Source organism: Nostoc sp. DedSLP04 (assembly GCF_034530775.1).
Lineage (GTDB): Bacteria > Cyanobacteriota > Cyanobacteriia > Cyanobacteriales > Nostocaceae > Nostoc.
The window spans coordinates 1-13787 of the sequence record NZ_JAVRCL010000109.1 but is presented as its reverse complement, the minus strand read 5'-3'; the positions used below and the strand labels follow the sequence as shown (position 1 = coordinate 13787).

Sequence of the window (13787 nt, the reverse complement as noted above, 5' to 3'; positions counted from 1 at the left end):
GTAGGGTGTAGGGTGTAGGGTGTAGGGTGTAGGGTGTAGGGTGTAGGGTGTAGGGTATAGGGAAAAATCAAGAAAAGTGAACAGGGTGCAGGTTGTATTGGGTGTGGGGTGTAGGGAAATTAAGCCACCTACAAGGGGTGGGGCTTTTACCTGCCTTGCGAAATAAGGATTTTTCGTCCACGAGGGGCGAGGCTTTAAACCTACACCCTACACCCCACACCCCACACCCTGTTTCTAGTAAATATGAGTGGGGATACAAATAAATTTCTGACTTACTACACCCACTCAGCCACACCCCACACCCAAAAGCCTTATATATAATGGGTTTGCCGTTAACAAGCGTGCCATTCGATTCTTATCCTTTATGCTTCAAAAACTGGTACTGCCGAAGGGGCGTTGCTGAATCCAAGTATGAATCATGCGATCGCCATTATGCAACGCCAACGATCGGATTTAATGCACGAGCAAAAAGTTTTGTAACAATTGTGGCTGCTTTGTGTAAAAGTCAGGATTAATACATGAGATATAGTGCGATTAATAACTTGGTAGCTTCTGATTTGAGGTCTTTTATGGCTAATGACCCAAGAAAACAACTAGATGTACAACTTAAAGAATTAGCACTTGCAGCCCAAAAATACACACACCTAACCAAGGAAAAGCGGATAGCTTTAACAAGCCTGATTAATGCTATTTGGCAGTCAGGTAAGCTTGTTCATCCTTATAAAGGTCAATTTGAACTAGCTTATGAAGATATCTATGATGAGGCAGTACAAAATTTATTTTTCTATATTTGTCAAGACAACAATATTAATAAGTATGACCCAGAACGAGGCGAAGTGGTGACTTGGGTAAATATGCTATTAACTAGACGCTTTTTTCCAGAGGCTATCCCAAAAGTTCTCGGCAAAACAAATGAAATAAATCTTGAAAGCTCTCACTGGGAAAATATACCCTCATCTCAACCTGTATCTTTGTTTGAACAAGTAAGAGAATGTATAGAAACTGACCCAGAATTAATTTTTTGCAAAGAACATATCAAAGGTCATCCAGAGGCAAATTTTCAAGCTATAGCTACAAGAAGATGTTCAGGTATTACTTGGAAAGATATTTCAGCAGAATGGGGCATTGAAATCACATCTCTCCATACTTTTTACCAACGTTGTCTGAAAAAGTTTGCTAATAAGTTTCAAGAATATTTATATATTTAATCTTTAATATAATCTAACTAGCTAGGCAAAAATATGAGCAAAACCAGAGAATTTTTAACATTTTCAGCCCCAATACCTGTAGATGGAAGACATCGAGCAGAAGAGTTACGACGACAACAAGCCACGCAAGCAAAAGCTGAACAAGTTTATCTCAATACTTTATCTGTGTCTTTCGTAAATTATTATCTAATTTGCATGGGGTTTGAGACAGACTTGAATAAAAGTGATAGTTGGAATGTTATACAACAGACACTGATGGATGTCGCTGATTTGTGCCTACCAAACTTGGGCTTGTTAGAATGTCGCCCAGTATTAGAAGATGCACAATTTGTTTATGTGCCACCTGAAGTACAGTCAAATCGAATTGGCTATGTAGCTGTGCAAATCAGCAAATCATTTAGAGAAGCAACACTGCTAGGATTTGTCAAGCAGGTACAAACTGATTTGTTCCCGATTAACCAATTGCAACCTTTAGACGATTTTTTGGATTATTTAGAAGAACTTTCTCAATTACAGCTTGCTGAAATAGTTGATGATTCGCTTACCTGGAATCAGGATTTAGTTAACTTGAAGCAATGGTTGGAGAATATTTTTGAAACTGGTTGGCAAGAAATTGAACCTCTTTTAGGCACTCAAGGTGTCAATCCAGCTTTGAGTCTGAGAAGTGAAGCAGGCGCTTTTATTAGTAGAGGCAAACTGATTGATTTAGGAAAAGTTTTACGGGAGCAAGCAGTGGTTTTAGTTGTTAGTCTGCCTCCAAACAATGAGCAAGAAATGGACATTATCGTAGAAGTGCATCCGACAAATGAACAACATTATCTACCACCAAATCTCCATTTAATTGTGCTGGATTCTGAAGGAGCATCTGTGATGGAAGCCCAAACTAGAAATAGCAACAAGAATATTCAATTGGAGTTTAGTTGTGAGTTGGGAGAATGTTTCAGCGTTAAACTTGTTTTGGGAGATATCAGCATCACAGAAAATTTTGCCATTTATTAAGAACAACAACAGGGGTGCTGCCAATGAGAAAGTTAGTTGTGCTAAAGCTAGATGGTGATTTGGACTTAGGTGTGCAGGTGACGTTGGAAATTGGAGAAGAGGGCAAACGCCCGACTACAGAAATTACTGGCAAGCTGCCCTCCAATCTAAATATGGCAACAGCTATTGAACAGTGGCAGTCCACATATCGCAACTTGTGGAAATTTACCCGCATCAAAGCCAAAAAAATTATTTACGATGGTTCTATCTCCCAGCGGCGTAAGGAGTGTGACACAAAAGCTAGTGAGGTGCGGGAGTATTTAAACAATTGGTTGCTATCAGAGTCTTTTCGTCCCGTGCGCGAAAAATGGCTTAAACACCTGATGCCAGAAGAGGAAGTGCGGGTGTTGATTCGCACTCATTGTTTGCAACTCAAGAAACTTCCTTGGCATTTGTGGGATTTGATAGATCGAGATTATCTCAAAGCTGAAGTTGTTCTCAGTGTTCCAGAATCAGAAACAGTAATAGGTGCATTGCAGACATCGTTCTGGAGAAATAAAATTAGAATTTTGGCAATTTTAGGCGATAGTGATGGTATTGATGTGGAGCAAGACCGCCAGTTACTAGAAAAATTACCTAATGCCGCTACAACTTTTTTAGTAGAACCTCAATATTCAGACATCGATGAAAAATTGTGGAAACAACCTTGGAATATCTTATTTTTCGCAGGTCATAGTAAGAGCGAGGGTGAAAGTAGTTGTATTTATATTAATCAGACAGATAAATTAACAATTGATAAACTCAGACATGCACTGAGAAATGCTGTTGCCAACGGTTTACAATTAGCGATTTTTAACTCCTGTGATGGATTAGGATTAGCGCGAGAACTGCAAGATTTGCAGATTCCGCAAATTATTGTCATGCGGGAACCAGTGCCAGATCGGGTAGCTCAAAAATTTTTAAAGCATTTTCTGGAGGTTTTTTCATCAGGACAATCTATATATGCTGCGGTTCGCATTGCCAGACAAAGGCTCAAAGGAATAGAAAAAGAATATCCAGGTGCAAGTTGGTTGCCAGTAATTAGCGAACATCCTGGCGTAGTGCCAATAACTTGGTTAAAGTCTCGATGGTTTTTTAATACTCGCCGTCTCGAAAGTTTGTTAATTTTGAGTTTGCTGATAACTGCTGGTGTTTTAGGAATAAGACACCAAGGAGGATTGCAAACATGGGAGTTGCTCTCATACGACCAATTAATGCGATCGCGTCCCCAAGAAAAGCAAGATTCGCGCCTTTTGATAGTCACTGTCACCGAAGACGATCTTTACCTACCAGAGCAAAAGCAAAGAAGTGGATCGCTGTCAAATCTGGCACTGACGAAACTTTTGGACAAACTAGCAAAGTTGCAACCCCGAAGTATTGGCTTGGATATTTATCGTAGCGATCCGGTACAACCTAACCAAGCTTCTTTAAGCACTCGTTGGCAAACTGATGACAATTTCTTTGCAATTTGCAAAGTTAGCGATCGCACACAAAACTATCCAGGAGTTCCATCCCCGAAAGAGGTTCCACCAGAACGCCAAGGTTTTAGTGATATTATCCCAGATTCAGACAATATTTTGCGTCGTCATTTATTGGCAATGCAACCAGCAGACCCAACCTCCCTTTGTACTGCACCCTACGCCCTTAACGCTCAACTAGCATTCCACTACTTAGAAAAAGAAGGAATTTCTGCTCAATACACCCCCCAAGGAAATTTGCAGCTAGGTAACGTTGTTTTTCAGAGGTTGGGATCGTCAAATGTCTCTAAAGCAGAATCGCACACGGGAGGCTATCAACAAGCGGATACACAGGGCTATCAAATATTGCTCAATTACCGCTCTTACCAAGGTTCTCCAATAGATATTGCTCCTCAAGTCACGCTGACAGATGTTCTTAAGGGTAAAGTCAATCCCGAACAAGTCAAAGACCGAATTGTTCTCATTGGTACCACTGCCCAAAGCTTCCGTGATTATATTCCTACTCCTTACATAACTGGACAGGGTTCTTCTGAAGAAATACCAGGGGTGATTTTGCAAGCACAAATGGTGAGTCAATTACTGAGTGCTGTTATAGATAAGCGACCTTTGATCTCAGTTTTGCCTGTTTGGGGTGAAATGTTGTGGATTTGGGGTTGGTCAGTGGTTGGAGGTGCGATCGCTTTTACCGTTGTGCAGATATTTCCTTGGCGCGATCGGTCGGGAGTATATTTAGTACTGGCACAAGGAGGTGTATTTGGGGTCTTATACGTGCTTTGCTTAATTCTCTTTTATCAAGGGATTTGGGTTCCCCTAGTTCCGTCAGCTTTGGTTTTAGTCGTTACTGGCGGCACAGTGGCAATTTACCTACTTTCACAACAGCGACAACTGACTTCTACAACTTGAGCCATAAATAAAAATGAAATTATCTATGCAAAAGATTCAAACTTTCCTCGCCGTTAGTTTAACATTCCTTAGTTGTATAGATGTGCAAGCACAGCCTGCAAATTCCAACGGACAATTAAATCAATCATTAATTTTTGCGGCGCCGCCTCCACCAAAAGGCATCGGCGAACCAGGTAAGCGAACGGAAGCAGGTAGCCGTGGCTGTGGTCAGGATATCAATCAGCCACTGACTTCTTCTCAAAAGCGGCTCACAGCTTTAGTACCTGTTTATTCAAACTCAGAATTGGTGTTTGGAGAAGCGATCGCAGAGCATCCTAGTTTCTTATTTTATGTTCCTTATGCATCCGACTTTGCATCTGGAGAGTTTGTGCTAGAAGATGAAGCAGAAAATCAGACTATTTATAAAACTTCTTTAACCGGGACACCAGGAGTAGTCAGCCTTAGTTTGCCATCAAAAGCAGCACCTCTGGAGATAGGTAAGCGGTATCGTTGGTATTTCAACATTTACTGCAATAAGGATAAGCAAATTATTGCTGATATTGAAGGATACGTAAAACGGGAACAACTCAACCCTACTTTAAAAACTCAATTGGAAAAAGCGACACCACCTCAGCGCGTAACCCTTTATGGAAGTAATGGTATTTGGTATGATGCTTTGAGCGCTGCTAGCGAACTGCGTCGCACCAATTTGCAAGATCCTTCTTGGACGGCGCTATTGCAAGCTGTGGGTTTGAATGATTTTGCAACTGAACCAAAAGTGGAGTGCTGCAACTTAGAGAGTAGTTTGTAATTCGTACCTCGGCTTCTCTACGAGACGCTACGCGAACGCTCGGCAACCTAATTCGTAATGAAGGGATGGAAGGACTTGCGCCTGTACTTAGATTTCATTGTATACATTTGTAAGTTGGGTTTTGGCGTAAATTTTACCCCATCCTAATTTTTTCAAATATCGATTGCGGATTGATGCGATCGCATTGTCAGTCGATACAATCGCATTGTTAGTCGATACAATCGCATTGTCAGCCGATACAATCGCATTGTTAGCTGGAACAATCGCATTGCAGGTCAATAAAAAACCAGATTGCAATCTAACTTTCTGAAATTACGAATTACGAATTGCTTTGCAAGATGCAGGCTTCAACCAAGGACTATGGGGCGTAGTGGTGGGAAGATTTGTTGTCAAGACGACTTCCCCTTTTTGGTTTAGCGCCAAACTAGTAGCTTCTATGATGCGTTCTGGTGCGGGGGTAGTTATTTTGCTGGGAATAAAGGAGCTACTGCGGTTATCAGCGTTTGGATTGAGACTCACCAAATCTACCTGCACTGCATCAGTGTTAAGAGCTTCACCTGGGTTAGGTGGCAAGCCGCCGCGTCCAGTGATTGTAAAACTGCTCTTAGCTAAATTTCCACCAGCTTGACAGGTCTGTGCTACTTGGGTATCAACTGGTACGCTTGGCAAGTTAACTAAGCCACTGTTAGGGTCAATATCCGGCGTGTTAAGTTCTACATTACCACTTAACTCAGAACTTGCTCCTTTTGCAGTGATGTCACTTGTTGTATCAGATTCTACGTCTCGGAACTGTATACCAAAGATACCTTGGGCATTGATTCGCACATTTCCGCCACGGAAGTTAGTAGAATCGGCTCTGATATCACTATTTTCAAAAGCAATCAGAAAATCAGTGTTAATGTTGATGTTGCCGCCGATGACGTTTTCGCCTCTGGCATTGGTTCTGATATTGCTATTGCGACTCATTAACAAATCTTGTGAATTAATGTTAATTGTCGCCTGCTCCCTATTAGGGTCAATAGCACTTTGTGTGTTACCGCTGAGTAAGGCGTTGTTATCTAAACGAATGGAGCGAGAATTTAATGTCATGATACCTGCGGTTCCTGTTCCTAAACTCTCTACAGTTATTCCAGCTCCATCTCGTACTAGCAAGGTATTAGTTTTAATCGTCAAATCTCCCGCATCCCCTGTTGAGTTTGACTCTGCTGAAGCAAACAAGCCACTGGCAACTTTATTATCAGCGCTTGTACCAATAAGTTGCACATCAATAGCATCAACGGTTAAATTTCCCCCCTTGCCTGCACCAAATGTACCAGCACCCACCTGTGCCCCACCCGAAACTCGCAAGGTATTAGTTGTAATCCTCAAATCACCCGCATTCCCTGTTGAGTTTGACTCTGCTGAAGCAAACAAGCCACTGAGAAACTGATTATCAGCGCTTGTACCAATAAGTTGCACATCTTGGGCATTAACGGTTAAATTTCCCCCTTTGCCTGCACCAAATGTACTAGCACTCACAACTGCCCCACCCGAAACTCGCAAGGTATTAGTTGTAATCCTCAAATCACCTGCATTTCCTGTTGAATTTGACCCTGCTGAAGCAGACAAGCCACTGGAAAAGCGATTATCAGCGCTTTTACCAATAAGTTGCACATCAATAGCATCAATAGTTAAATTTCCCCCCTTGCCTGCACCAAATGTACTAGCATTCACAACTGCCCCACCCGAAACTCGCAAGGTATTAGTTGTAATCCTCAAATCACCCGCATTCCCTGTTGAGTTTGGCACTGCTAAAGTAGACAAGCCACTAGGAAACTGATTATTAGCGCTTGTACCAATAAGTTGCACATCAATAGCATCAACGGTTAAATTTCCCCCCTTGCCTACACCAAATGTACCAGCACTGACAACTGCCCCACCCGAAACTCGCAAGGTATTAGTTGTAATCGTCAAATCGCCCGCATCCCTTGTTGAATTTGACCCTGCTGAAGCAGACAAGCCACTGGGAAACTGATAATCAGCACTTGTACCAATAAGTTGCACATCTTGGGCATTAACGGTTAAATTTCCCCCCTTGCCTGTACCAAATGTACTAGCACTCACAACTGCCCCACCCGAAACTCGCAAAGTATTAGTTGTAATCCTCAAATCACCCGCATTTCCTGTTGAGTTTGGCTCTGCTTCAGCAGACAAGGTACTGAGAAACTGATTATCAGCGCTTGTACCAATAAGTTGCACATCAATAGCATCAACGGTTAAATTTCCCCCCTTGCCTGCACCAAATGTACCAGCACCCACCTGTGCCCCACCCGAAACTCGCAAAGTATTAGTTATAATCCTCAAATCACCCGCATTCCCTGTTGAGTTTGGCACTGCTGAAGCAAACAAGCCACTGAGAAACTGATTATCAGCGCTTGTACCAATAAGTTGCACATCTTGGGCATTAACGGTTAAATTTCCACCCTTACCCGCACCAAATGTACTAGCATTCACCTGTGCCCCAGCCGAAACTCGCAAAGTATTAGTTATAATCCTCAAATCACCCGCATTCCCTGTTGAGTTTGGCACTGCTGAAGCAGACAAGCCACTGGGAAACTGATTATCAGCGCTTGTACCAATAAGTTGCACATCAATAGCATCAACGGTTAAATTTCCCCCCTTGCCTGCACCAAATGTACCAGCACTCACAACTGCCCCACCCGAAACTCGCAAGGTATTAGTTTTGATAGTCAAGTCTCCTGCATCTCCTGAGTTTGACTCTGCGGAAGCAAACAAGCCACTGGGAATAAGAGACTGATCGGCACTTCCATCAATCACTTGCACATCCTGGGCATCAATAGTTAAATTTCCACCCTTACCTGCACCAAAAGTACCAGTACTCACCTGTGCCCCACCCTTAACTTGCAACGTGCTAGCATTGATTTTGACATCGCCACCTTGCCCGTTTGCTTCTAGTCGCACCTGATTAGCAATTTGACTCCCATTATCAAGACTAATTGCTCCAGTTGCATTAACTTCAATATTTCCCGCCTTACTATTACTAGAACCCGGCCCACTTTCTATCCCTGCCAACAGTCCACTCTGTCCTGTCATCTCTAAATTCTGGGCATTAACTGCGATACTTCCACCATCACCAGCTATTACATCTACTCTAGCGTTATTGCTAAGGAAAACATTACTTCTTTCTACACTATCGGGAAAACTCAAACTCAGATTATTACCATTGCCATTCAATTCAACTGTTCCTGCACCTGCTAACCCACCTAACTCAACTCGCCCACCAAAAGCAAACAATCTTCCACCATCCATTTTGATATCACCGCCTACCAATAGCAAACTATTGCCATCTGGTACGCCCAAATCAACTGAGTTATTTTCGATAGATGCGGTTTTGATTTGATTAAATAGTAAAGCGGAAGGATTGACCGTCAGCAGGGATGAAGAACTTTCTGGATTTGTAGCACTAAAAAAACCTTGATTACCAAATGCAAGTGCATTAGCTGTCGTCCCGACAAAAGAACCACCAATATCTAGCCTCGCACCTTGACCAAAAATAATCCCATTAGGATTTATCAAAAATAAATTAGCTGTGCCCTTAGTGCCAATTAATCCATCAATATTAGAGACTGATCCACCCGTTACCCGACTGATAATATTTTGAATATCTACTCTATTATTAAACAAAGCAGCGCCGTTAGTCGGGACAGAAAATTCCCGAAAGCTGTGGAACAAGTTGCCACCTGCTTGGGTTCCTCCTTCAATGATGCTGTTGTTTCCTTCTAATTTGACAGTAGAATTACTAGGCAAAGTGCCATCGGGGATAATTTGAGCAAAAGCGCAATTTGTACTCCAAATGCTTGAACCACATATTACAATTCCGATAAACCAGCCCCAACGAATATTTATATTGGACATTGCACCCCTTTAAGCAAACAGCAGTTGCTAAACTTTTGGTTATGTCACACCACTAATGTGGGTTTACAGTAGTTACAGTCACCTCTGGATAATTCTCAGTTGCGATCGCCTTAATGTTACGCAAAACTGACTAATTTGTTTACATAAATTTATACAATATAATTCATCAGTCGAAACAATCGCATTGTTAGTCGAAACAATCGCATTGTCAGTCGAAACAATCGAATTGCAGCTCGATGAAAAAAAAACCAGATTGCAATACAATCTGACTTATATAAAACTACAGCCAATTACCTAGCAGAACATAGGGGGCCCAAAACCTGGGACGTTTGTATTTGGGATTTTGCAACAGAGCTAGCTGGGCGCGACGGAGTACTTCAGCTTTAGTCAGATTTTTGTTGGCTAACTCTTGGTAAAATTGATTCATCAACATCGCAGTAGACTCATCATCTAAGTTCCACAAAGAAGCGATCGTACTGCGTGCGCCTGCCTGAAAAGCGACACCAGCAATTCCCAGTGCAGCTTGTTCGTCCCCAGCTGCTGTTTGACAGGCACTAAGAATGAGCAATTCAATCGCTTCGGGTCTATTTTGCTCTATTGTTCGCACTAACTCATTTAACTTTTTCACATAAATACGCTCATTCCAAGCAACAATAAATGTCTCCTCAGCCTTGGAGCTAAACTGACCATGAGTTGCAAGATGAACAATCGGGAAAGATAAAGAATTAATCCGATTTTGCAAAGTTTTGCTGGTAAATTCTTGATTTAGAAGGATGGTGCTAGGAAATTGAGAGCGGATTTCTTCTAATTCAAGTTTGACGTTGGGTAGTGCAGAAAATCCCGAACTTGCTTCACTCAATCCTGCGGCTATTGCCTTTAATTCCTTTTCCATTGGTTTGAGTTCAATCAGTTGCAAACTGGGGGTGAGTGCAATATTATATTTCTCAACTAAATACTGTTTGCCATCGTAGAGAGCTGCCATCGGAATATTCCGCAACCAGCCATCCAGCACAAACACCAAAGTAGGAGTGTTACTTTCAGCTAAAGCAGCTTCAGCAGGTTGAACGATCCATTTGTAAACCTTCTGGGATAAAGACTGAACCTGTCGCAGGGTGTGGGGTTTGGGTAAATTTTCCTGTAGTTGAGCTAAAGTAGTTTCGACTTCCTTTTTAACTACAGGAGTAGTGTAGTGCAACCAACGCTGTTGAGGCAACTCGATGATGATCTCTAGTCGATCTGGCAAAATAAATGGATAAATAATTGCTGCCGTTGGATCTTTTTTTGGATTACGAATTTGAGCATTTAAACAGTTGTTGCGAAAGAAGTTTTCTAGTTCTGCTATTTGGAGTAATTCGATTGTATTGCTGGCTTTTTGAAGATTTTCAAAGCTCAGTTTCGAGTTACCTTGAGATTGCAAAAGTAAATCAACCAACTGTCGATAAACTGGTTCAACTTCCTCTCGAAAGGAAAATTTCACCGCAGAATTGACACCAACTAAATCACTGCGGAGGGCTTGGAGATTATTAACTGCTTCTGTGTAAGCTGATACTGCTCCTTTGATATCTCCCTTAGTTTTCAGCAAACGTCCCAGTTGCCATTGCCATTGATAGCCAATATCTTTAGCATCAATATCTTGAGCGATGAGCAAGGCTTGTTGGGTGAGGTTTTGGGCATCAGACCACTGTTGAGTTTGTTCATAAACTTGGCCTAAAACACCAATAGCATAGGATTGGGTGCGTCTATCTTGCAAACTTTTTGCTTGCTCAATAGCAGTTGCCAGTAATTGAGCAATATCCAACCATGAGGGAGTGTCTGCGGCAATTTTTTTTCGGAATTGCATTAAACTTTGGGCAATGTCTGCGGCAATTTTTTTTCGGAATTGCATTAAACTTTGGGCAAAGTTAATGCGGGCAGAAATTGCTGTACGACTCAAAGGTAAATCGTTAAGCTGAGTTTTAATTTCAGAAGACAATGTTTGAAAAGCTGACAATTGCTCAGTTTTCAGCAGTAGTCTTAGTTGATTGGCTTGAGCTTGGATGCGTGTAGTGGGTGAGGTTGCAGTTTTGATAGTTTGTTGATAGAATTCTATAGCTTTTTGCGTGTCTTGCTGTACGCGGGCTGTATTACCCAGACTGAGGAGAATATCAGCGATCGCTTCTCGATCTGGCAACGATGAAGCTAATTCTAAACTTTGCTGCAATATCTGCCGAGATGTTTCTAAATCACCAGTGACTTGGACGACATTTCCGAGACTATGCAAAGCTGCAACTTTAACAGGTGAGTTAGGTTGACTTTGGAGAATCTGGGTACTTTGCCTTAATGTCTTCTCGGCTTGACGATAAAACCCTAAAGCTTGCAAAGCTTGCGCTTGGTTAATCCGATTTTGAATAACCGCCCTTTCATCGCCTATTTTTGTATAAATCTCAGCTGAAAGTCGCCAAGTATCCAGGGCATTTTCAGCTTTGCTTTGAGCCAATTGCAGACGACCTTTGATATCTAAGACTTGAGCTAGAATTTGCGAGGAGTCTTTGGTGTCTTTAGCAGTTTGTAATAAGTTAAGACTTTGAGCGATCGCACTTTCTGCTTCTGACCACTGTCCCAATTGCTGATAAGCTAATGATAAATTGCCCAGTATCATCGCTTGTGTAAGTTCATCCCCACGGACTTTTAACGCAGAGATAGCCTGTAGCCATGTTGCAGTTGCATCATTAAATTGCTCGGCTTCATAGAATTTTCTCCCCTGTTTCACCAAGTTTTGGGCATCAGCCAAGCTTTGAACATTGGAGTTTTCCGCAGTTACATGTGCGAAAGTGGGGGGCAATAAAAGAGCGCCTAAGAACATAGCTAAAAGCAGCAGTACACTTAAAAAGCGTTTGATTATCCGTAATCTAGATTTTTTCCTTGCCATGTTTTTGCCCTCCTCGCACCGTGTCTTTACTAAAAATAGACAGTGGAAGTTACTCAACCTCCCTGGTGTTGATTTAACGCACGGCAATCGGCTGTCTTCTGCCAGGAAGAATGAGGCGTGATGGGTGCAGAATTAGTGAGAATTATATCGCCATTAGCAGCGATCGCCCAACCAGTAGCTTCTACTATGCGATGTGGTGTTGGGTTAGTGAGATTTGTGGAGACTGCTGGAGTAGAGGGTTTACCTACTTCTGAGTTGAGAGTCACCAAATCTACCTGCACTGCGTCAGCGCTGAGGGCTTCACCCGGATTAGGTGGTAAACCGCCGCGTCCAGTGATTGTAAAACTGCTCTTAGCTACACTGCTACCTGCACTACAGGTCTGTGCTACTTGAGTATCAACTGGTACGGTCGGTAAATTAACTAAGCTACTGTTGGGATCGATACCGGGTGTATTGAGTTCGACAGTGCCGTTTACACCAAACTCAGAACTAGCGGTGATATCACTAAAGAGAGTTGGGTTAGAGCGGGGTTGAATCCCATAGATACCAAAGGCTTGAATATCTACTCTCCCACCTGTACCTGTGTAAGCATTAGCAGTGATGTCGCTATTTTCGCTTGGGACAGCAACAATGAAGCCCGACGGCGCATTGATGGTAATGTTGCCACCATTACCACCAGCTTGTGCTGTACCTGCGGTAGTGGAAATTTGAGCGCCACGGCGCAGAAGCAGTAAATCAGTTTGTAAGTTGATGTCGCCACCGTTACCCGATGCAGATTGGGCGTTAAGTGTAGCACTGTTATCTAAGGTAACTCTAGGTGAGGTGACGATAATATCTCCAGCAGTACCCGTTGGACTTTGGGAGTTAACGAACAAGCCACTATTAAAGCTTGAACTCTTGCCAGAAATGGTGAAAAAATCAGCAGCATTAACTTTAATTGTGCCTGCATTCCCAAGTCCCGAAGTTGAGGCAGTAAGCGCAGCACCATCGCGTAATGAGAAGTCACCGGAATCGATAATAATGTTACCCCCATTGCCAACTGTCCCTGTTTCCACACTGCTGAAAATTGCACTTTTGAAACCATTTTTCTCCCCAGCAATATCAACAGTACCTGTAACATTAACATTGACATTCCCCGCATTCCCCCGTCCTGCTGGCTGGGTATTAGATGCTCCACGAGTAGCGGTTGCCAGTTGAGCGCCATCAATTAGTGATAGTCTTGCAGCATTAATGTCGATATTACCTCCCTGACCTACACCCCCTGCTTCTACTGTACTAAGGATAGAAGCATTACTAGCCACTGAAACAGCATCAAGTGCCCGTACTGTCACATTTCCCCCATTCCCAAGTCCCGAAGTTGAAGCAGTTAGTTGAGCGCCGTCTCGTAATGAGAAAGAAGCAGCATTGATGTCGATATTACCTCCCTGACCTACACCCCCTGCTGACACCGTACTGAGGATAGAAGCATCTGCGAGGGAAGCAGCATTGAGTGCCCGCACTGTCACATTCCCCCCATTCCCAAGTCCCGAAGTTGAGGCAGTTAGTTGAGCGCCGTCTCGTAATGAGAA

At 42.7% G+C, this 13787-nt stretch carries 7 protein-coding genes and 1 pseudogene; 4 read left to right on the top strand and 4 right to left on the bottom strand.

Annotated features, from left to right (window positions below; genetic code table 11):
- Window positions 1-518: 518 nt before the first annotated feature.
- The 4 genes from RMX89_RS33620 to RMX89_RS33605 are packed head-to-tail and all read left to right on the top strand — an operon-like array spanning window position 519 to window position 5396.
- Entirely contained in the window at window positions 519-1208 is a 690-nt protein-coding gene (locus RMX89_RS33620; RefSeq protein ID WP_322670115.1) for a sigma-70 family RNA polymerase sigma factor, read from the top strand.
- 33 nt (window positions 1209-1241) lie between these two features.
- The gene (locus tag RMX89_RS33615; protein WP_322692025.1) at window positions 1242-2207 is read left to right on the top strand and encodes a DUF1822 family protein; all 966 of its coding nucleotides are present in this window, start codon (window positions 1242-1244) and stop codon (window positions 2205-2207) included.
- A gap of 23 nt (window positions 2208-2230) precedes the next feature.
- On the top strand, window positions 2231-4606 hold the full coding sequence (locus RMX89_RS33610; RefSeq protein ID WP_322692024.1) for a CHASE2 domain-containing protein: 2376 nt from the start codon (window positions 2231-2233) through the stop codon (window positions 4604-4606).
- Window positions 4607-4631: 25 nt separating this feature from the next.
- A complete protein-coding gene (locus tag RMX89_RS33605; protein WP_322692023.1) occupies window positions 4632-5396 on the top strand; it encodes a DUF928 domain-containing protein in 765 nt (254 codons plus the stop codon).
- A gap of 87 nt (window positions 5397-5483) precedes the next feature.
- Here the strand turns inward: RMX89_RS33605 and RMX89_RS33600 are convergent, their stop codons facing one another.
- From RMX89_RS33600 to RMX89_RS33585, 4 genes and pseudogenes are all read right to left on the bottom strand, one after another.
- Complete coding sequence (locus RMX89_RS33600; protein WP_322692022.1) at window positions 5484-5693, bottom strand: hypothetical protein; 210 nt, start codon at window positions 5691-5693, stop codon at window positions 5484-5486.
- A 15-nt stretch (window positions 5694-5708) separates the two neighbouring features.
- Window positions 5709-9311, bottom strand: a complete 3603-nt coding sequence (locus RMX89_RS33595; protein WP_322692021.1) for a filamentous hemagglutinin N-terminal domain-containing protein — start codon at window positions 9309-9311, stop codon at window positions 5709-5711.
- Between the two features lie 280 nt (window positions 9312-9591).
- Window positions 9592-12219: a CHAT domain-containing protein gene (locus RMX89_RS33590; protein ID WP_322692020.1), complete on the bottom strand. Its 2628-nt coding sequence runs from the start codon at window positions 12217-12219 to the stop codon at window positions 9592-9594.
- A gap of 53 nt (window positions 12220-12272) precedes the next feature.
- A pseudogene (locus tag RMX89_RS33585) lies at window positions 12273-13787 on the bottom strand (S-layer family protein); the annotation flags it as partial.